The sequence below is a fragment of the Pseudomonas sp. GW460-12-10-14-TSB1 genome, assembly GCF_017349775.1.
Classification (GTDB): Bacteria; Pseudomonadota; Gammaproteobacteria; order Pseudomonadales; family Pseudomonadaceae; genus Aquipseudomonas; species Aquipseudomonas piscium.
In genome coordinates, this window is sequence record NZ_JACNAC010000047.1 from 1 (window position 1) to 20,288 (window position 20,288).

The window sequence follows — 20,288 nt, forward strand, 5'->3', positions numbered from 1 at the left end:
TTGTAGCTTTTCTGCATGATCGCCAGGGACTTCTTCGCCGTAGCTTCCAAGCCGTCGTCAACGTGGTTGATGGCGACCACCAGCTTCGGGTTCTGCAGCACGTCGACACCGGGGTAACGCTGCTGGGCCAGCCGCGAGACGATGATGTACTGGGTCACCGCGTAATGCAGCTTGAACTTGCCGCTGTCCCGGGCCTTGGCGATGGCCGCTTTGACAAAGGCCTGGCGCTCGGCCGTCGTCATGCCCTTGAACAGGTCGGGGATATCGAAATGGATCTCGGCCGAGAAAATGGCGACCTCCTCAGCCCGCGCCTCGTCGTACATCACCTGCTTGCTGGTCACGCGCGCCTTCAGCTCGCTGAAGCGTTGTTCGCCTTCGGCCAGTTGCTCCGGGCTCATCTTGCCTTTCAAGGCATCCAGCTGGCTGGTGTCTTCGGTGTTATCGATGACCTTCAGCCAGGCATAGGCCTGCACCAGGTCGCCAGACTCTTCGGCGGCGTCGGCCAGGCTCTGCTGCGGTTCCGGGTTGCCATGCAGGGCCGAGCGCTCCAGCCAGCGGACGGCCAGATGCTTGTCCTGAGGGATGTCCTTATCGCCGAACCAGTAGGTGGCGTACATGCCGTACTCGGCGCACCAATCGTTCTGCGACGCCGAGTAGGCGATGTAGTTGAAGGACTCGCGGTCGCGCTCAGCCTTGGGTCTGTCCGTTTGCTGATCGGTGCTGGTGGACAGGTAGCAGAACGCCCGGGTGTAGTTCGGCGCGGCCATGGCGAAGCAGCTCTTGGCGTTCGTGTAGTCCTCGGCCTCGTAGAGTTTGTAACCGGCGCCGTACAGCACATCGGCGTCCATGGCCGGGTTGCAGTATTCGTTGGCACTGACCTTGGGCAGGACGCCTTGCAGGGTCAGCTTGGGCAGGGTGTCATTCAGTTCGGGGACTTTCGGCTCGGTTTTTTCTGGAGCCGTGGTGGCGCAGGCCGCCAGCAAGACAGCCAATGCCAGTGGCAGCACGTTGAACAATTTCAATGGATATTCCCTGATCTGCGATTGAATGAAGAGGCGCATGGAATGCAGCAGGGACAGGACAGGAGAGGGTGGAGCTTGAGCAGTTCCGTGCTTCAGTGTCGACGCCAGCGATTCCATGCTGCTTGAGCGCGGGCGCTCAAGACCGGGGATTCTACTGGGTTTGAGAGGGCGCACAACCGAAACCGCAGCATCTGTTTGGCCACGGCAAAGGGCTCTTGGGCCTTGCGCACGCGACACCTCGGCGGCGCTTCAAAAGAAGTAGCGCCAGCCTCTCAAGTTATTGCTTGCGCTTGGCCAGGATGGTTTTGGCCTTGGCCACGGTGTCTTCCACGCTCAGGTCATCATTGACCAGCAAGGCATGCAGTGCCGGGTCCTGCCACAGGTCCACGGCCGGTCCGGTACTTTGCACAAGGCGGGAAATCAAGGCGTAGGCCACCACTTGGCCGCGCGTGTGGAACTTCGGGTAGAGGTCCAGCATGTCCACCAACTGGGCCACGAAAGCATGCCGTTGCATAGGGGACATGTCCTCGAACACCTCCGGGTGGCTGTAGTACAGATCCCCTGAGCTCAGGGCGATGAGGTCCTTGCGCAGCGCCTGCTCAATATCCTTTTCGGGGGTGAGTTGGCTGAGCAGCTGGGTGTAGTGCTGCTCGCCCTCGGCCATTTGCTGAGGGCTCATTTTGCGCTGCACGGCCTCGATTGTTTTTGCCTCATCCAGGACCCTGGCCCAGGCATAGGCCACCGGGAAATTGTCCTGTTCGCTGCTCCAGCGCACCATCTCCTGTTGCGAGTCCTGGTCGCCGTGGCGGGCGGCGCGTTCCAGCCAGCCCATGGCCAATTCCTTGTTCGGGGGCTGGCCCAACTTGCCGACGCTGTAGATGTCGTACAGGCCTGCTTCCGCGCAGGATTCATTGTTCCTGGCGGCGTAGGCGATGTAGTTGAAGGCTTCGCTTTTGTCATAGTTGTTTTGCCTGGAGCCGACAATCTTGCCCAGGATGCACAGGCTCGTGGTGTAGCGAGGGGCGGCCATGATCAGGCAGCTGCGGGCCATTTTAATTTCCTTGCTCGCCAGCAAGGTACGGCCTGCGCCATACAGTACCTCGTCCTCATCGATCAGTCGGATGCCGAGGCCGAGCAGCAATTCGCTGTCCATCTCCGGCGTGCAGTACGGGTTGGCCTCGACCTTGGGCAGGATCTGTTCGAGGCTCAGGTCCGGCAGGGAGTTATTGAGCTTTTCGTCCGGTGACGAGGCATTGCAGCCCAGCAGCAGAGTGAAGATGGCCAAGGGCAGCAGGCTACGAGATTTCAATGGAGAGTCCCTGAGGTTCAATCGTAAAAGGGAGGACGCCAAGAGGGCATGAGCAGGGGCGGGGTGCAGCCGTTCCGTGCTTGAGGTGCCGCTTCCTTGCGATTGGAGTGCGGGCATTCTACGGGCATCGGCGCGGCATACAACGGTGTCATGCGCGTGATGGCCGGCGTTGAATGCTCAGAGCCTGGCGCTTAATCCGAAACGCTTCATCAGCACCTTTTCCAGCAGCCCCAAGGGCTCAAGGTCGTGTGGGTGAACAACCTGAGCCCGCCCCCTTGTAGGAGCTGGCACCTACAAGACAGCGGCCATGTATAAGGTCCCTGTAGGCGCGGCCGGCGGTGTTCCCGCTGTTACAGGGCAGCCTGGCCGAGGATCACGTCGGCCTTCTTTACCGCCTCACTCACTTCCAGCTCGGTATCGCTGAGCAGCTCGACAATCTGCGGGTTCTGCAGCACATCGACGCCGGCCTGCTTCAACTGGGCCTGCCGCGTGATGATCACATAAGCGTAAAGCTGGCCACGGGTGCTGAACTCGGGACGGGCGCTCACCGTGGCCACGGCCTGCTCCATGAGCGCATGACGCTCGGCCACCGACAGGCCCTTGAAGGTCTCGGGGTATTCCATATGGATGTTCGCCGAGTACACCGCGATGTTCTCCTCGCGGGCTTCTTTGCGCACGGCGTCCTTGCTGGTGACGATCTTGCTCAGTTGTTCGAAGCCTTGTTCGCCTTCGCTGATTTGCTGCGGGTTCATCCGTTGTTTCAGGGCGTCGATCTGTGCCTGGTCATCGAGGACCTTGGCCCAGCTGTAGGCCAGCGGCAGATTGCCTTTGTTGCTATGCAGGCGTACCAGGGTCTGTTGCGCATCCGCATCGCCGTGACGCGCGGAGCGTTCCAGCCAGCGCAGGCCCAGGTCGATGTCCGGAGTCTGCCCGCGCATGCCGTAGGTGAAGTTCTGGAACATGCCGAACTCGGCGCAGGAGTCATTCTTCACCGCTGAATAGGCCATGTAGCCGAAGGCTTGGCGGTCGCGCTCGGCGCTGTCCTTGCTGCTGTCCTGCTCCGCGATGCTCGCCAGGTAGCACAGGGCCCGGTCATGGGTGGGCGCGGCCATGATCAGGCAACTGCGGGCCTGCTCGGGTTTGTCGTCGTTGTACAGCTGGTAGCCGATGCCATACAGCAGATCGCTGTCCAGCTTGGGGTTGCAGTACTCGTTGGCGACGGCTTGCGGCAACAGCTCCTTGAGGCTGAGCTGGGGCAGGGTGGCGTTCAGTTCCTCGTCTGGCGACGGCGCGCAGCCGATCAATACAGTGGCCAAGGCCAGCGGCAGCAGGTGTTGAGGTTTCAATGGATATTCCCTGATCGACGATTGAATGGCGGCGAGCATGGAAGAGGGGGGAGTTTCAGCGGTTCGCCAGCGATCCATGCGGCCTGATCGAGGCCGTGGAGGCCTCGAGTGCGCGCATTCTACTGGGATTGGGGGTGGGTACAACCGCTTGCGTCGCCGGCAAGCCGGCTCCTACATGGAGCTTGCTGGAACCTGTGGGAAGGGTCGGGCGACATTCCGCTGCCAGTGATCGGCCGTCACAGCTTTGCGCCCAGGCCAAAACGCTTCATCAGCACCTTGTCCAGCAAGCCTCTGGGCAACAGGCTGGCCATCAAGGGCAACGCGCGGCTGCCATTACCAATCCGAACCAGACGCGCAGGCTTGTCCTGCTGCACCGCCTTGAGCAGCCTGGCGGCAAATTCGCTGGCGGGCGTCGGGTGGTCCTGTGAGGCCCTGGCCCGCGCGCGGATGCCTTCGCGCAACGGCCACCAGGGCGATTGTTCGGTCAACAGCTGCTCGGCTTCATGCCCGGCATTCTTGGCAAAGCTCGAGGCGATGGCCCCGGGCTGGACCTCCATCACCCGGATGCCGAACGGTGCCAGCTCCATGCGCAGCGCATCGCTCAAGGCATGCACCGCCGCCTTGGAGGCGCAGTAGGCACCGGCAAAAGGCGTGACCAGCACGCCCGACACGCTGCCAATATTCACCACCAGCCCGCGGCTGCGGCGCAACACCGGGAACAGCGCCCGGGTCACGCCGACCAGGGCGAACACATTGGTTTCGAACTGCCGCTGCATGGCCTCGACACCGCCATCCAGCAGCGGGCCCATGGCACCGTAGCCGGCATTGTTGATCAGCAGGTCGAGGCCGCCGTGTTGCTGGTTGATGCGCTCGCCCAGGGCGGTGAGCGCCGGGCCGTCGTTGACGTCCAGTCGCACCGCGTCGAAACCCGCGGCTTGCAGCATGGCCACATCTTCGGCCCGGCGAGCGGTGGGCAGGACGGTGAAGCCGGCGGCCTTGAAAGCATCCGCCAGGGCGCGGCCGATGCCGCTGGAACAACCGGTGATCAGCGCAACGGGCATGGCGCGGTCCTTGTGCAAAAAGAGGGAAGGGGGAATCAGTCGGAGAAACTACCCTGCAAGCGCTCGGCGCGAAACTCCAGGGTTTGCGGGCGATAGCCGGGGCGCAGCGGCGGCAGGGGCAGGCAGTCTTCCCAATTGGCGCCGGCCTGCAACTCGCCGGGGCCGCGATAACGTGGGGCGCTGTACTGATTGTCGGCCAGGTTCACGGTATCGCCGGGGGCGTAGGCGGCGACGCGCCAGCGCAGTTCGGTCAGCGGCACATCGTTGCCATTGTTCATCTTCAGCAGCAGCGGACGATCCGCCGGGCAATGCTCGGGGGCGTAGCTGATACGCAATTCCAGGCGCGCCAGTTGCTGGGCTTCGCGGTTGTCCAGCCAGACCACCCACACCGCCACCAGGCCCAGGCCGACAGCGGCGGCCATGGACACCGGCAAGGCCTTGGCGGGGTAGCGGACCAGCAGGATCAGCCAGGTGATAACCAGCAGAACGCCGATGAACATGAGGTGAACCTCGGGGGAAATAGAGCAGTCATCCTACCTAAGCGTAGGTGGGATTGGCCAACCCTGATCCCAGGGCGGAGAGGGAGCGGGGGCGCGGCATTTCGGAAAGATTTTGAAAAGGATTGAGGATTGTCTGTTTTTCGAGCATTCGGCAGAGTCGGTTTTCTAGCCAGTTTCGATAGGGAAGTTGAAATGTCTGGGAAACCTGCCGCGCGTGTTGGCGATCCAACCGCCTGCCCTTTGCCTGGTCACGGTACCAATCCGATTACCAGTGGCTCGCCTGATGTCCTCTTTGATCACCTGCCCGCCGCCCGGGAGGGTGACCCGACCGCTTGCGGTTCAGCATTGAACGCCAATGTCATTCCCAACGTACTGATCAACGGAAAACCGGTCGCTGTCCTGGGTTCCCTGGGCAGTCACGGCAATGTGGTTGTGGGTGGTTCGGGGACGATCATCATCGGCAACAGTGGCGGCGGTGCGGCGTCCTCCGCAGTAGCCGCACTCCCCTCCGTACCCGGATTATGTTTGAAGTGCCTGCTGCTGGCCGCTCAGCGCAATCAGACCTTTGTCCCGCTGGAAACACTGGGGAGCAGCGCATGAGGCGTGTCGGCTCTTTATTCTGGCGGCTCTCGGAACCCTCCGGTCCGTCGTCCAGACTGCTTGCCCTTATCGATGGTGCCCGCTATCTGACGTTGAACAAACGCCTTGAAGAGGCGGGCGACAGCATCCGTTTTCACTGGCTCCTGAGCGCTGGCGCACTGGATGAAATTAGCCATGCCGGCCCGGTACTGGTTGAGTTTCCAGACTCCAGGAGCGGTTTGCACGGGGCATTCGGCAACTGGCTGATTACGCGGGACCAGCAGGCGCCGATGGTCTCCTGGCTTTGGAGTGATCAGCCTTTCGACGTCCTGCGCGATTATCACCAGGGCTTGTTGTTCAGCCAAATGCCGGATGGGCGCCGAGCACTGTTTCGTTACTACAGTCCCGAGGTCAGGCGTGCGCTGGACAAGGTGATATCACCCTCCCAGATCCAGCAGCTCATGCGTCATGTCCAGGACTGGCTGGTCTGGCAACCCCTGCAAGGTTGCTATCTCAGCTACGGTGTCGAGCAGGTGGGGGAGCAGCATGTTTGAGTTGAGTGCCGAGCAGTTTTCACAACTGGATGACATTCGTCAGAACGAAGTGTTTGAGCGGTTGTTACTGGAAGTACAGCAGGAGAACCCTGAGTGGTTGTCCAGAAAGGGCCTGATGCCGGCTCTACAGATGTTGAAAGACCTGCGTGAGCGTGCGTGGAGTTTTGGCATCAGGGAGCCCGAGTCCGTCGAGCATTTTGTGCGGCATGGATTGACCTTTACCGACTTTGACAAGCAGCCGGCCTTTATCGCGTTCATGAACAGGCCTGTAGCGGATAGCCCCGAGCGGCGATTCGAGGATTACGAGGATATCGTGGCGTTCAGGATGAACATGCAGCACTGGCGGGACATGCAAGCCGCCGGGGAGATTCGACCATGAGTGGATTGGGGATTCTGCCAAGCACAGGGCCCATGGCTCTACGCATGACGCCTCGCTTGGGGCCACGTTTACCATTCGAGATTCCAGCCCCGACTCCCAGGCTGCCGATGCCTCCTCCACGGCCAATGCCGATGCCGACGCCCAGGCCCACTCAGCCACTGCCGGCGCCCCGGCCAATCCCGCAGCCCGTCCCTTTGCCGCAGACGCAACCCCAGGCAAAACCCAGGGTGGATGCGCCTCCGACGACCGCTGAACGGACTCGGGAAGCCGAGCGCGACTGCAAGGCCAAGCGGGACAAGGACTGTGTGAAATGCCCCCCCGAACAGGGAACCATGACGATACCCAATAACGGCAAAGGTCATAGTATGTCTGCCCAGTCCGCGCTCTATCAGGCGTGGGTGACTGCTTTCCCGACGCCCTACGAGTGGTGGTGGAACAACACCTGGTGGGATGGTTTCGACAAACCGCGTTGCACCTTGCTGGAAGCCAAGGCCAATTACGCGTTCATGTTCATTCCGCTTATCGGGTTGCCGCGCCCTTGGGCCAATGTGGAGAAAACCCTGATTACCCCGGCCGAGATACATTCCCTGAAAGCCCGGCCCAGCCCGCCGGTTTCGGTTGAATGGCATTTCCTGCAAAGGGTGGTCTATGAGTATTGTGCCGAACAGTATGCGGAGAAGGGGCTCACCAACCTGACCGCCTACTGGAACCCGATGCCGGGCACCAAGGATCATGATGAGTACATCAAGCAACGTGCAAAAGAGCAGAAAGAGTGGGATGAGTACCGCCGTGAAAATCCCGACCGTGTTTTTGAAGCCTGACTGAGGACGAGCGCTTGTTCAGAAAATTTTCATTCGTTCTGCGTTTCGACAAACAGAAGATCTCAGCGGTCTCGCATGAGGCGCAGCTGGAAAGGGCCGAGCGCTTTCTCAAAGGCCTTGGCGAGATTCATCCTTTGCTGCGGGACTGGTATCTGCAGGGCGGTTCCAGGGAGGAGTCGCTGCGCAAGCGGATCAATGACGACTTCGAGTCTCTGCGTGAAGAGGCCCGGAGCAACCATAACGACGACTTCCCCACGAAATTGCAGTTTTCCGTGTGGAATGGCCTGGATGATCCCCTGAAGGGTGGGTTGGCCTTTCATTACAACGCACACGATCTGGACTCCGTCGCCAGCATGCGCTTCGAGGATGGCGGGGCGCTCGTGGCAGCCATCCCTGATGTGAAACCGATGGTGATCGGCATCATCCAGTTGGCCGTTGAACTGTGGCCTGAACTTGACTGGTGTGTACTGGCGCCAAAAGACCACTATCTGCGCACCAAGGTGTTCAAGGACCGGCAGACCGCCGGCTGGGTCGGTTTTTGTCCACAGGTGCTGCGGACCGGGGATTTTCCGAGCGCCGACCAGCTCATCGAAATTCCAAAACGCGGCACGCTGATCGTGAGTTGTCCACAGGTGATGGATGAGGGCAAACGGGCTGATGTCCAGCGAGTGGCGGAGATCGATATCAAGTTGGTGGAGTTGGGTTATCTGCCGCTGTTCATGAACTAGCTCAGCGGGCCTGGCCCGGGCATAAAAGAATCCCCCATCCAGCCGGCTGTGGATAGGAACCACAGCCAGCTGGAAGGTGCTGCGACAGTGCTACTGCATCCGTACCCGCGAGCCACGTTCAGTGCTTAGTCAGTTTCAACAGCGCATACATAGTCGAGCCCCAGACTAGAAGCACGACATCCATCCAGTTTCTGATGGTCAGAAGACGTTGGAGATGGGGAGGGAAGTTGTCCATGTCTTCCGAGGAAAGAAAGCCTCTGCGAACCGCAGGGCCAGGCCAAAGCATCGATCCTCGAACGGCGGCCAACATTAGAAAATGCGTGAACCATCCCTCGTGAGGAAGGTTGTCGGTCCAGCGATAAAAGTGCTGGCTCCGCTGCAGGGCATCCAGCATCTCTTTTAGGTAACGTCGACTCAGGTAGTAGCTGAACGAGAGGTTTGTTATGCCCAGTAGAAATGGGCATAACAAAAGAATGAGCGCTAACCAGGAATGCCAGAATTGTTGTTCTGTCATGGCGATTTTTTCTCGCAAGGATCGTGTTCACTTTTCGTTGGGGAGGACACCGAAATCTGCTCCATTCCAGGCACCTAGTGATAGTGCATGGACAGGTGCGGAAACAGGCCTCCACTCAGAGTAAGGGCGATTAGCGGAGGGCGTGTGTGCATCATCAGCCCGTCAACTTCAGCAACGCATACATGATTGCGGACCAGACAAAAAGAACGCTATCCAGCCTGTTTTGTATGCTCAGAAGGCGTTTGAGTCGAGGGGGGAAGTTGTGTACATCCTCCGGCGAAAGTAGTCCTTTACGTAGTCCTGGACCTGGGCAAAACATCATTCCTCTAACGCTCGCAGACATCAGAAAGTGCTCGAACCATCCCTGATATTGAAGCCTTTCAGTCCATCGATAGAAGTATTTACTCCGCTGCAGGGCCTCCAACATTTCCCTCAGGTAGCGTCGGCTCAGATAGTAGCTGTACGCGAGACTTACAGCGCATAACAGAATCGGACATATCAAAAGTCCAAAAGCGAGCCAGGAACTCCAAAACGGTTGTCCCATCATTGCAGCGTATTCTCGTAAAGAATCTGGCCTGCTTTTTCTCCAAAATCATCACCGATATTTGTACCCAGCCATGCACCAGTTCCTATCAGGACTGCTGTGCATATGACTCCACCTACCCCGGTAGAAGCCCCGAGCGCCGCGCATACAAAACCGCGACCTGCATATCCAACATGCGCTCCCACGCTTCCTCCTAATGTTGATCCCGCAAACTTCCCCGTCTCAGTAAACATAACCTTCCTGCAACTCTCATCATCCGAACCCGCCTGACAAACCTCCTGAATCCTCAACGCCGACGACACTCCGCCAATCGCAATGCCGATGTACCCACCCGTCTGCATGTACTTCGTCGCACGGCTGACGGCGTTCACGTGGGTGGCGTATCCCGGGATCTGGCTGGGGGCGCCGGCTTTGTTCCAGTGGTGTACCAGGCTGCGGCTGGAGAGGCCGAGGGCGGTTTTCAGTTTGGGGTGGTCGCCCAGGGGCGTGTAGCCGCGCAGGCGAGTGGAGTTCAGCAGTTGCGCGTCCAGCTGCGCCAGCAGGCGCCGGCGGCGGGCGAGGAATTCGGGGGATCTGAGGTGGCCGTGTTGGCGGTAGCTGTCCTGATGCAGGCGTTCCATGTCTTGCAGGGTCTCGCGTAGTTTGTCCAGGTGTTTGCCCATCACCGAGGTGCCGATGCCCAGTCAGGTCGAGGCCTGGCTGGTGAAGCTGACAATCTCGGCCTGATGGCGAACCATGAAGTCGGCAGATTCGGGTGTCAGGGGTTCGAGGGCGATCTTAACCCGCTCGGCGGCGAGCATGAGTTGCGCTTCCTCGTAGGTGCAGGCGTGGTTGGCGGGGTCGCTGAGCACGATCAGGCTGCCGGCTTTGACCGTATCGCCAAGGCCTGGATTGAGGGCCAGGTATTTGGCCAGGACACCAGGCGAAGGGCTGTCGAACAGACGGCGCTGCAGTTCGCTCGGCGGCATGCTCCGGGGCACGATGTAGAAACCGGGGGCAACAGGCGTAGAGGGCTGGACCTGTGAGGGTTTCGCAGGAGCGTCGAGGCCTTGAGGCGTGGTCAGTATCGAGGTGTGCTTTATCCGTGTGCCCGGCAGCGGTGGATTCGGGTTGGCAGGGCGCAGCACACGAGGCATCGGGGTCGGTTCGCCACGGGAATCGGTGGTGTATTTGTTGCCGGAGGGTTGCTCAACCATCGCTGTTTTCGCTGTGTTTTCTAGCCTCGCAAAACACTAAAGAGCGATAAAGATGAAGTCGTTGAGAGCTATCTGAAACGCCCGCTGGCGCTTTCTAAATGTCACGTAGGAATGGGTGAAAGCACCCTCTGTAGCCGCTGCCGAAGGCTGCGATAAGGCCGAAGGCCTTCCAGCGATCTCACGACCCTGCGCCTGCTACGCAGTCGATCGCAGCCTGCGGCAGCGGCTCCAGGGGATCATTCGCGCAAGAGGAGGGCAGGCGCCCGGGCATAAAAAAGCCCCCGCCCAACCGGCTGCGGATAGGGGACGCAGGCGGTCGGACGGGGGGCAAGGACTTGCTGATAACGACTCCCTGCTTTTACTTGCAGCTTGCCGCTTGAAACTTGTCGCTGTGGTTACTGGGCGATGGTTTTCACCGAGATGCCGCGTTCCACTGGGGTGGAGCGGCCGTAGATGTCTTCGAAGCGTTCGATGTCGTCTTCGCCCAGGTAGCTGCCCGATTGCACTTCGATGATCTCCAGCGGGATCTTGCCTGGGTTGCGCAGGCGGTGCACCGAGGCGATCGGGATGTAGGTGGACTGGTTTTCGGTGAGCAGGAACACGTTTTCGTCGCAGGTGACTTCGGCGGTGCCGCTGACCACGATCCAGTGTTCGGCGCGGTGGTGGTGCATCTGCAGGGACAGGCACGCGCCCGGCTTGACCGAGATGTGCTTGACCTGGAAGCGCCCGCCCATGTCCACCGAGTCGTAGGAACCCCACGGACGGTAGACCTCGCAGTGGTTCTGGGTTTCGCTGCGGCCCTGTTCGTTGAGGGTGTTGACCATCTGTTTGACGCCTTGGACCTTGTCCTTGTGGGCGATCATCATGGCGTCCTTGGTTTCCACCACTACGATGTTTTCCAGGCCGATCACCGACACCAGTTTGCCGTTGCCGTGGATCATGCAGTTGCGGCTGTCCTGGATCACCACATCGCCCTTGCTGACGTTGCCGTTGGCGTCCTTTTCATGCACGTCCCACAGCGACGACCAGCAGCCCACGTCGCTCCAGCCGGCGCTCAGCGGCACCACGCAGGCGCGCTGGGTCTTTTCCATCACCGCGTAGTCGATGGAGTTGTCCGGGCAGCAGGCGAAGGTGGCCGGGTCGACGTCCACGGTGTCGGCGTCCTGGGCACTGCGTTCCAGGGTCAGCAGGCAGGTGTCGTAGATGTCCGGGTCGTGCTTTTTCAGCTCTTCGAGGAAGCGGCTGGCGCGGAACAGGAACATGCCGCTGTTCCAGAAGTAGCCGCCGGCCTCGACGAACTCGGTGGCGCGCTTGACGTCGGGTTTCTCGACGAAGTGCGAGACGCGGCTCACGCCTTCCGGCAGCAGCGCATCGTTGGTCGACTTGATGTAGCCATAACCGGTTTCCGGCTTGGAGGCCGGTACGCCGAACAGCACCATCTCGCCGCGCTCGGCGGCCACGGTGGCCAGGGCCAGGGCGCGTTGCAGGGCTTTCTGGTCTTCCAGCACGTGGTCGGCCGGCAGCACCAGCATCAGCTCGTCGCGACCTTCGTTGACCAGCATCATCGCGGTCAGGGCCACGGCCGGCGCGGTGTTGCGACCGAACGGCTCCATCAGGATGCGCTGGGCTTCGAGTTTGCGCGCCGCCAGTTGCTCGTTGACGATGAAGCGGTGGTCCTTGTTGCAGACCACGATCGGCGTGTCCATGCCTTCGAACACCAGGCGCTCGAGGGTTTGCTGGAACAGCGTGTGTTCGCCGGTCAGGGCGAGGAACTGTTTAGGGAATTGCTTGCGCGAAAGCGGCCAAAGACGTGAGCCACTACCACCTGACAAGATCACCGGAATCATGTTGTTACTCCTTCAAAAATCGTTTGGGTTAGAGCTACTGCGTTCTGTCGTTTCACTCTCTTGTTTTTGTTCCTGTTCCAGACCGACGCCCCGGTGTTCCGCGGGGGCGTCAATCCGGAAAATCCATCAGCGGGTCGAGACCGGGCGCTTGACCCAGACTGGCGACAGGCTGCTGCCATTGCCGGTGACGTAGAGCACCGCGGCTTCGCCGCGCTCCAGGGCGACCGGCTTGAGGTCGCTGACTTTTTTCTCGCCCTCGTACAGCGCGAAGCTGACTTTCACCGGGTTGATTTCACGTTCGCCACGGCCTTTGGCGGCCACCGACTGGACCACGTCGGTCTTGCCGTCGGCGGTCTTCAGAGTCAGGGCCTTGTCGCTCAGGTTCTGCACCCGGACCAGGGACTTCTGCTTGTTCTTGAACGGCGGTTCCTCGATCAGCTGCGGCTGGCCGCTGGCGTTGTTGACCAGGGTGTAATAGTGGTCGGCGGCGAGTTTCACCGGCAGGCTCTGGCTGCCGACCTTGGCGGTGTAGTCGCCGCCGGGCATGAAGCTGAAGTCACTGCTGGCCAGCGGCGCGACGTCGCTGACATTGGTGCTGCCGACGGTGGCGCTGACTTCCTGGTTGCTGGCGTTGTAGATGCGCACGAAGGACGAGCCCTTGGGCGCGGTCGGGCCGTACAGCGCGGCGTCGCCACCGGCGAAGGCGGGCAGGGACAGGACGCTCATGCCGGCAGCCAGTGTGATTGCCTTGGCGAGACGACGCGGAGTGATAGTGAAAGTCATGGGTGTCACCTCTCTTTCAGTTTTGCGCCCGATCGGGCGTCTCGGATTTGTTGAGTGCAGCTACGTTCTGTTGGCGGGCGCCGGCTTGTTTGAGCTCTGCGACCCACTGCGGGTCGGCGTCGCCGATATCGTTATTGACCGGCAGATATCGTTCGGGGAATTCCCAGATCAGCACCTGGGGCGGGCTGTTCTTGAAGGCATCGCTTTTCAGGTAGCTGAGCATCGGCAGCACCGGGCCGTGGCCGTCCTCGGCGTAGCTGACCACGTCGCTGTGCAGGGCCTCTTTGAGCGCGCCGACGAAGTTCCAGTTGGGGTTGGCGCTGTAGCTGGTGCCCACCAGGGCCACCGGCACTTCGTTGTCGGCGAACAGTGCGTCGTCGGCGGCCGGCTGATCGTCGGCGGCGCGGGTCACGCGTTTTTGCAGCGGCTCCTTGGCCGGCATCAGGTCCTCGAACAGCGGGTCCAGGGGCAGGAACAGGCGCAGGTCGCCCTTGTGCACCACGGTCTGCTCGGCTTCGGTGACGAAGCGTTGCGGCTGGCCCATCAGCGGTGCCTTTTCGGCAATCGCCTTGGCCAACTGGTTGGCGGCGACTTCGGCGCCGGCCGGGGTCCAGTGGGTGTCGGTGCGCAGGAACACTTGCTGGCCGTTCTGCTTGGCCTGTTGCAGCGGGCCCAGCAGGTCGGGGGCGAGGATCTTGTCGGCCGCCACGCGGGCGTGGAAGTCCTTATAGAGGTTGGCGTGGATGCTGGCCGGCTGGACGTCGCCCAGGTGTTCCGGGTACAGGCGCACCTTGGCCGGCACGATCGCCATCACCAGTTTCACGCCTTTCTCTTTCAGGGCCTGGCGCACGCCTTCGACCAGCGCGTAGTTGCCTTGCAGGTTGAGTTCTTCGTTGACGATCGGGTGGAACTCTTCATCGCTGTACAGCCACTGGTCGCGGCCGAGCACCACGCCGGGACGACCTTCGTTGAACAGCTTGAAGTCCAGGGCCGCCCACAGGTTGGTGCCCAGGCGCTTGATCGGGAACTCGTCGTCGTAGTGGGTTTCCACGGCCTTGGCCCAGCGACCGTTGAGCACGGTGGCGTCGTTGCTGGTGCTGAAGCCAAAGAAGCTGCGCACCGACCACAGGCCCAGGACCATCAGGGTCACCAGGAACAGGGCGATGTAGAAGACGCGTAATGAGCGGGTCATGGTCAGATCCCTCAGAACTGGAAGTAAAGGAACGGCGAGAAGCTTTGCGCCGAGAGTTTGAGAATCGAGGCGATGAACAGCAGCAGCACCAGGGTGCGCATCACATAACGCGGCCAGTCGGCGACCCAGTAGGCCGGCTGTACCTGGGCTTCGATGCCCACGCTGTAGCCCGGCTGGTGGATGCTGCCCGGCTTGTCCCCCGGTACGGCCTTGATCAGGCCTGGCTGGGCGGTGGCCGGACCGTTGGCCTCGGTGTTGACTTCAGGCTTGCTCTTGACCGGCATCGGGTTGCGATACAGGTCACGCAGGCCGAAGAACGCCAGGGTGGCGTAGGCCACGACCAGGGTCGCCACTTGCAGGCCGGTGAGGCTGGCGCGGTTGAGTTCCGACAGCGACCAGTCGCCGAAGCTGAACATGGCGCCGTACATGCGCCCGGCGACATGCAGGTTCTCGGCGCGGAAGATTACCCAGCCCATCACCACCAGCAGGAAGGTCAGCGCCCAGCGGATCGGGTTCAGGCTGCGTGGCGTGGTGTTGATGCCCAGGGCCTTCTCGATCGCCAGCCACATGCCGTGCCAGGCGCCCCAGACCACGTAGGTGATGTTCGCGCCGTGCCACAGACCACCGAGCAGCATGGTCAGGAACAGGTTGCGATAGGTCATCAGCGTGCCTTTGCGGTTGCCGCCCAGGGTGATGTACAGGTAGTCCCGCAGCCAGGTGGACAGGCTGATGTGCCAGCGCCGCCAGAACTCGGTGATCGACTGGCTGATATAGGGCTGCTTGAAGTTTTCCATGAAGCGAAAACCCATCATCAGACCCAGGCCGATGGCCATGTCGCTGTAGCCGGAGAAGTCGAAGTACAGCTGCGCGGTGTAGGCCAGGGCGCCCAGCCAGGCGTCGCCCGTGGTCGGGTTCTGCAGGGCGAAGCAATGGTCGGCGACCACCGCCAGGGTGTCGGCGATGAACACTTTCTTGATGAAGCCCTGCATGAAGCGCGTGCAGCCTTCGGAGAACTTGTCCAGGGTGTGGGTGCGGTTGTTGAACTGGTCGGCCAGGTCGCGAAAGCGCAGCACGGGGCCGGCGATCAGGTGCGGGAAGATCGCCACGAACGCCGCGAAGTCGATCAGGTTGCGGGTCGCCGGGGTGTCGCCGCGGTAGACGTCGATGATGTAGCTGATGGACTCGAAGATGTAGAACGAGATACCGATCGGCAACAGCACGTGGGTCAGGATGAACGGCTCCAGACCCATGGAGGTCATGATCGCGTTGAGGCTGTCCACGCCGAAGTTGGCGTACTTGAAGTAGCCGAGGATGCACAGGTCCACTGCTACGCCGAGCAGCAGCCAGCGTTGGGCCGGCTTGGTCCTGACACCGGCGGCGCCGACTTTCAGGCCGATCCAGTAGTTCCACAGGGTGACGCCGGCGAACAGCGCCAGGAAGTCCACCCGCCACCAGGCATAGAACACGTAGCTGGCGATCAGCAGCAGCAGGTTGCGATAGCGTTGCCCGCTCAGGTAGTACAAGCCGAGAAAGATCGGCAAGAACAGGAACAGGAACACATTGGATGAGAAAACCATCCCGATCTCTCCATGTTTGACCAACAGTAAAGGGCCGGAGCCCCCCCAAACCCCCCCGTGAAAAACCGGGGAGGCGTATTGCATTCACCGACGCCGTCTGGCGTCCGCGTTGACCATCACCGCGCGGGTGTCACGAACCCTTGTTGCCCTTCTCATGCGAGGGGTCGTAGACCTTGGTCAGGTCGCCGCCCAGGCGGAAGGTCTTGAACGGTTGCATCTTGTGCTTGCGTTCGAGCACATCCGGGGCGCAGGTGTAGAGGCTGCAGAAGGGTTCGAGCCAGGCGAATTTCGAGTCGACCTTGAGGTCGGTCATGTCCTGTTCCTTGCCGTTCTTCTCCTCGAACTCATCCGGATCCTTCACCCCGGCCAGCACCCGCTCGCCCAGGCGTTTCAGCGCGCTGTTGTTTTCCTGGCGCAGGTCGACGCCGTTGACCTGGGCGAAACTGGCGATCATCGCCAGCGGCGGCAGGGCGTAGTTGTGATAGGCCAGGGCGCGTTGCTGGCGCTTGAGTTCGTTGGGCAAGAAACCGTCGGCATCGACCTGGTTGGCGCCGACCTTGTATTCCTTCACGGCCCAGTCGAACAGGTCGCGGCGGTTGGTCGCCACGGAGGTGGCCATCACCGACCAGGCGGCCCAGTACGAGTGGTTGTTGGTCTGCTCCAGCGGCAGGTTGTCCCAGTCGCTGACCACCTGGTCGGCCATCTTGCTGAACCAGGCCTCGATCTGTTGCGCTTGCTGCTGGTGGGTGTCCAGCGGGTGAGAGTCGGAAAACTTCAGGCGCAGGTAGGCCGAGGCCATGCTGCCCAGGGCCCATTTGCGCATGGACTTGCCGGTGTGGTTGAAGTCCTTGGACATCAGCGCATCGGCCTGGGCCCAGGCGGTCAGCCAACTGAGGGTGCAGTCCAGTTGTTCCGGACGGCCGTCGCGCATGAATTGCATCACCCGCTTGCTGGTGCCGCGCTCGATCTTGGTGATGTCGGCGGTGCTGTCGCGAAAGGCCTTTTCCGATTGCACGTTGAGGGTCGCGCGGGCCTTGTCCGAACCTTCGTACTTGCTGCGAAACTGCAGCGAGCCGGTGTAAGGCGCGGGCATGGCGTCGCAGCCTTCGCTGTGGTCGCCGCTCTTGAATTTATCCACCGGCGCGTAATAACCCTGGGGCGGGCGCAGTGGGGCCGCGGCCTGGGTTGCGCCGGCGAACAGCGCCAGGCTCAACAGGCTCGGGGCCAATAACTGTTTCAGCGTTTTGGTTTGCATAGGAACCTCATTGCCCGATTTGCGCGGTGCGTTGACCGGCGTCCGGGAATACGTTGCGTTTGCAAATTTTCGCTTCGACTTTCTGCGCCGCGGCGCCCGCTTCCGGACCCTGGACTTCGACCGCCAGCAGGTTCTGCGAGGCCCAGTCTTCGTCGGTGCGCAGTTCAAAGGCGAAACGCCCGTCGGTGTCGGATGTTTCCGGTTTGTCGATCTTGATGTCCTCGTGGCGCCCGTTCATGTACCAGAGGGTGGCTTGCAGGGTTTTCACCGAGGTGTCGGCGAAGCGGATATCGACCTGGTGGCTGCTGTTGCGCAGGTCCATGTTCTTGCTGTTGACCATCAGCTCGTTCTTGCCGGGCTTGAGGGTGGCGCTGGCGCTCATTTGCGCCGGCTTGCCTTCGCAGCCGTTGTCGAGCAGGGCCATCATCTGCCGGTAGATGGTTTCCTGGTCCAGGCGGTACAGCGGCGAGAATTCCCAGATCAGGATCTTCGGTGGCTTGGTCTGGAACTCCTCGCTGCCCAGGTACTGCAGCATGGAGCCTTCGAAACCACCGCCGGGGAAGGCGACGTTGAGAATGTCGGCGCCGATTTCTTCCTGCAGGAAGCCGGCGAAGTTGTAGTTCTTGCCGCTGTGGCTGGTGCCCACTAGGGTGATTTCCGGGTTGCCGGAATCGCCGAACAGGTCGCCGTCGCCGGCTTCGCCCTTGGGTTCGGTGGTGAACTGGTCCATGTACTGGATCGCGTAGCTGGTGCCGCAGAGCTGGCCGGCCATGTTGTGCAGGGTGCCGGTCTTGCCCATGCGCCCGGACTTGTGGGTCTCGAACTCACGCTTGGGAATGTCGGCGAAGGCCGGCAGCTGCTTGACCTTCTGCGCCACGATCTTCGCGGTGCGCTGGGCGCCGTAGGGGGTCCAGTGCTGGTCGCCGCGGAAGTAGAAATCGTGGGCCGGCAGGGTCTCCGGCAGTTGCTCGTTGGTCAGCGGCGACAGGTCCGGCACCACGTAGCCCATCTGGGCGAAACGGCCGAGCATGCCCTGGTAGTTTTTCAGCGCCTTGTCGTAGTCGAAGCTGGCCTTCTCCTGCGGGTTGAGCTTGTTGCGGTTCACCAGGCCACGGGTCGGCTGGTAGACCAGCACCAGCTCCACGCCCTTGCTCTTGAAGGCGTCGTGCAGCTGTTGCAGGCGGCGATAACCTTCCGGCGTGGTGTTGAATTCGGTGCGCAGGTCTTCCTGGGTGCGGAACAGCCAGTCGCCCTGGGCTTGCACCAGGGTGGTGAAGTTCTGCTGGTAGCGGGTGGTGTAGTTCTTCGCATCGTGGGCCGCCGGGCACAGGTTGCAGCACGGCTCCGCGGTGAATTTCGGTGCTTGCGAGTCATCGGCGCGGGCGCTGTTGCCGGCGGCAAGAATGCCCGCGGTCAGTGCCGAGAGGCTCAAGAGTTTGATCAGGTGTGGGCGCATGACAGTCATCCTCAATCGCGCATTTCGGTCTGGCGTTCGACAGGGTCGATCAGCACGGCTTTCTGCTGGCGCACCAGCAGGTCAAGAATTTCGTCCTGGCGCTCGCCGAGGATCCCCGAGAAGCTGATACCGCTGCTCTTGGTCGGGGCGAGCATGGACACACGGTACAGCTCGACGCTCAATGGCGAGTCGATGGACATCGGGCCGCTGCCGTTGGCCGCCAGCTCGCCGCCGACCACGATCAGCGACACCTGGGCGTCGAACGGGTCGAGCTTGATGTCACGGTCGGTGTCGGACAGGTCCTTGATGTGGCCGTAGACGCCGGTCAGGCCGTTGGCCATGGCGACGTTTTCGTACAGGCGGATGTTCACGCTGTTGCGAATGCGAATGCCGTGGCGACGGTTGCTGATCACCTTGTTGCCCCACAGCAGGTTGTCGGCACTCTCGTAGAGGGTGATGCCGTCGGTGTGGTTGCGGTAGATCTCGTTGTCGGCGATCAGGTTGTTCACGCTGTTACGGTCGATCACCAGGCCCGAAAGCTTGTTCTCGTAGCTGCGGTTGTTGAAGATGAAGCTGTCGTTCACTTCCCGGGAAATGATGATCCCGTGTTTCTTCTTGGTCCCGTAGACGGTGTTGTCGGCAATGATCAGCCGGTGCGAACGGTCGTGGGGGTCGATGCCGTAGACGATGTTGTCCTTGTAGGTGTTGCCCTTGACCACGAAGTCGCGGGTCTCGTAGCAGTAGAAGCCGTACCACATGTCCGAGAACTCCGAGCCGATGATCCAGCCGGTGGGTTCGGGGCGCTTGAGCACCTTGGCCATGTTCGGCGTGTACTGGGAAATACTCACGCCGTAGGACTTACTGTTGGCGTAGCCGAAGCTGGCCATCTTGCTGTTGACGATGTAGGTCTCGGTGCCGCCCCAGGCCAGCAGGAACGGACGGAATTCCTTGGGCGAGTTGAAGGTTGCCGGGCCGTTGTCCTTCTCGCGCCAGCCGGTGACCTTGGTATCGCGCACGAACAGCTGGCCGTCGTTGACCAGGAACGAACCGCCTTCCTGGGACAGGCGCAGCTCCTGGGTCTGCTTGTCGATTTCCAGGATGCCGTTGCGCCCGACCACGATCGGCAGCCGCGCCAGGTACACGCCCGGCGAGGTTTCGCTGATGTACTGCTTGGGCAGCTTCTTCGCCAACTCCTTGAGGTTGACGTAACCGTCGTCGATGAAGATCGCCTGGGGGATGCCGTGCTGGCGCACCACCCATTCGGCCATCTTGTTGTCACCGCCGATAAAGTCCTTCAGCGCGTCTTCCTGCATCATGCGGCGCACGCTGATCTTGCCGGGCTTGCTGCGCACGATCTTCGCCGCCGCCGCTTCAGCGGTGTAGCCGGAGAGGTCGGGCAGGGTCGGCTTGGCCAGGTTCAGCGGCGCGGTCGGCGCGCTGCTGACGGTGTAGGTCTTGGCCTGTTGCAATCCCTTGGCCACGGTCGATGGCTTGCCTGGGGTTGTCGCCGGGACTGGTTCGACATTGGCGAAGGCGGCGCTGCTGGCCAGCAGCAGCGCGCCGGCCAGCAGGCTGATCGAGCCTTTCATCGCTGGGCTGTTCATCGGGCTGTTCATCTCAGGCAC

21 protein-coding genes are annotated in these 20,288 nt (G+C 61.4%); 5 read left to right on the forward strand and 16 right to left on the reverse strand.

The genetic code is table 11. The features are described 5' to 3' along the window. The 5 genes from J4D52_RS22840 to J4D52_RS22860 form a co-directional block, all read right to left on the reverse strand. A partial coding sequence (locus tag J4D52_RS22840) for a sel1 repeat family protein (RefSeq protein ID WP_258537822.1) occupies window positions 1–1,022 on the reverse strand: 1,022 nt, incomplete at its 3' end. A 277-nt stretch (window positions 1,023–1,299) separates the two neighbouring features. Further along, the gene (locus J4D52_RS22845; protein WP_063428450.1) at window positions 1,300–2,331 is read right to left on the reverse strand and encodes a hypothetical protein; all 1,032 of its coding nucleotides are present in this window, start codon (window positions 2,329–2,331) and stop codon (window positions 1,300–1,302) included. A gap of 350 nt (window positions 2,332–2,681) precedes the next feature. Then, window positions 2,682–3,677 (reverse strand): hypothetical protein, encoded by a 996-nt coding sequence (locus tag J4D52_RS22850; protein ID WP_231103213.1) that lies wholly within the window; start codon window positions 3,675–3,677, stop codon window positions 2,682–2,684. Between the two features lie 236 nt (window positions 3,678–3,913). Next, window positions 3,914–4,738, reverse strand: a complete 825-nt coding sequence (locus J4D52_RS22855; RefSeq protein ID WP_063428454.1) for an SDR family oxidoreductase — start codon at window positions 4,736–4,738, stop codon at window positions 3,914–3,916. A 35-nt stretch (window positions 4,739–4,773) separates the two neighbouring features. Beyond that, window positions 4,774–5,238: a hypothetical protein gene (locus J4D52_RS22860; protein ID WP_009042259.1), complete on the reverse strand. Its 465-nt coding sequence runs from the start codon at window positions 5,236–5,238 to the stop codon at window positions 4,774–4,776. A gap of 192 nt (window positions 5,239–5,430) precedes the next feature. Between J4D52_RS22860 and J4D52_RS22865 the strand changes: the two genes are divergently transcribed. The 5 genes from J4D52_RS22865 to J4D52_RS22885 all read left to right on the forward strand — a co-directional run bounded on the left by J4D52_RS22865 (window position 5,431) and on the right by J4D52_RS22885 (window position 8,299). After that, window positions 5,431–5,838, forward strand: coding sequence for a PAAR domain-containing protein (locus tag J4D52_RS22865; RefSeq protein ID WP_080693477.1), 408 nt, complete (start codon window positions 5,431–5,433; stop codon window positions 5,836–5,838). Further along, the gene (locus J4D52_RS22870) at window positions 5,835–6,371 is read left to right on the forward strand and encodes a DUF4123 domain-containing protein (protein WP_063428455.1); all 537 of its coding nucleotides are present in this window, start codon (window positions 5,835–5,837) and stop codon (window positions 6,369–6,371) included. Before J4D52_RS22865 ends, J4D52_RS22870 begins: the two co-directional genes overlap by 4 nt. Beyond that, window positions 6,364–6,750: a hypothetical protein gene (locus tag J4D52_RS22875; RefSeq protein WP_063428457.1), complete on the forward strand. Its 387-nt coding sequence runs from the start codon at window positions 6,364–6,366 to the stop codon at window positions 6,748–6,750. Before J4D52_RS22870 ends, J4D52_RS22875 begins: the two co-directional genes overlap by 8 nt. Window positions 6,751–7,115: 365 nt before the next feature. Next, window positions 7,116–7,571, forward strand: a complete 456-nt coding sequence (locus J4D52_RS30655; protein ID WP_009047077.1) for a Tox-REase-5 domain-containing protein — start codon at window positions 7,116–7,118, stop codon at window positions 7,569–7,571. 14 nt (window positions 7,572–7,585) lie between these two features. Beyond that, window positions 7,586–8,299 (forward strand): Imm52 family immunity protein, encoded by a 714-nt coding sequence (locus J4D52_RS22885; protein ID WP_063428458.1) that lies wholly within the window; start codon window positions 7,586–7,588, stop codon window positions 8,297–8,299. A 118-nt stretch (window positions 8,300–8,417) separates the two neighbouring features. Here the strand turns inward: J4D52_RS22885 and J4D52_RS22890 are convergent, their stop codons facing one another. From J4D52_RS22890 to algG, 11 genes are all read right to left on the reverse strand, one after another. Continuing rightward, window positions 8,418–8,813 carry a hypothetical protein gene (locus J4D52_RS22890; protein WP_063428460.1) on the reverse strand — a complete coding sequence of 132 codons (396 nt, stop codon included), beginning with the start codon at window positions 8,811–8,813 and terminating at the stop codon, window positions 8,418–8,420. Between the two features lie 154 nt (window positions 8,814–8,967). After that, on the reverse strand, window positions 8,968–9,360 hold the full coding sequence (locus J4D52_RS30585) for a hypothetical protein (RefSeq protein WP_081251595.1): 393 nt from the start codon (window positions 9,358–9,360) through the stop codon (window positions 8,968–8,970). Beyond that, window positions 9,357–10,019: a hypothetical protein gene (locus J4D52_RS22895; protein WP_231103215.1), complete on the reverse strand. Its 663-nt coding sequence runs from the start codon at window positions 10,017–10,019 to the stop codon at window positions 9,357–9,359. Before J4D52_RS22895 ends, J4D52_RS30585 begins: the two co-directional genes overlap by 4 nt. 21 nt (window positions 10,020–10,040) lie before the next feature. Next, window positions 10,041–10,553 (reverse strand): hypothetical protein, encoded by a 513-nt coding sequence (locus tag J4D52_RS30590; RefSeq protein WP_231103216.1) that lies wholly within the window; start codon window positions 10,551–10,553, stop codon window positions 10,041–10,043. A gap of 395 nt (window positions 10,554–10,948) precedes the next feature. Continuing rightward, the gene (locus J4D52_RS22900; RefSeq protein WP_025806501.1) at window positions 10,949–12,400 is read right to left on the reverse strand and encodes a mannose-1-phosphate guanylyltransferase/mannose-6-phosphate isomerase; all 1,452 of its coding nucleotides are present in this window, start codon (window positions 12,398–12,400) and stop codon (window positions 10,949–10,951) included. 126 nt (window positions 12,401–12,526) lie between these two features. Beyond that, complete coding sequence (locus J4D52_RS22905) at window positions 12,527–13,183, reverse strand: alginate O-acetyltransferase AlgF (RefSeq protein WP_009047084.1); 657 nt, start codon at window positions 13,181–13,183, stop codon at window positions 12,527–12,529. Between the two features lie 16 nt (window positions 13,184–13,199). After that, window positions 13,200–14,375: an alginate O-acetyltransferase gene (locus J4D52_RS22910; RefSeq protein WP_063428462.1), complete on the reverse strand. Its 1,176-nt coding sequence runs from the start codon at window positions 14,373–14,375 to the stop codon at window positions 13,200–13,202. Between the two features lie 11 nt (window positions 14,376–14,386). After that, complete coding sequence (locus tag J4D52_RS22915) at window positions 14,387–15,952, reverse strand: MBOAT family protein (RefSeq protein WP_102677542.1); 1,566 nt, start codon at window positions 15,950–15,952, stop codon at window positions 14,387–14,389. Window positions 15,953–16,082: 130 nt separating this feature from the next. Beyond that, window positions 16,083–17,207, reverse strand: a complete 1,125-nt coding sequence (locus J4D52_RS22920; RefSeq protein ID WP_063428466.1) for a mannuronate-specific alginate lyase — start codon at window positions 17,205–17,207, stop codon at window positions 16,083–16,085. A 7-nt stretch (window positions 17,208–17,214) separates the two neighbouring features. Then, window positions 17,215–18,663 (reverse strand): alginate O-acetyltransferase, encoded by a 1,449-nt coding sequence (locus J4D52_RS22925; RefSeq protein ID WP_063429366.1) that lies wholly within the window; start codon window positions 18,661–18,663, stop codon window positions 17,215–17,217. 11 nt (window positions 18,664–18,674) lie between these two features. Then, complete coding sequence (gene algG / locus J4D52_RS22930; RefSeq protein WP_173678559.1) at window positions 18,675–20,267, reverse strand: mannuronan 5-epimerase AlgG; 1,593 nt, start codon at window positions 20,265–20,267, stop codon at window positions 18,675–18,677. Between the last annotated feature and the right edge of the window lie 21 nt (window positions 20,268–20,288).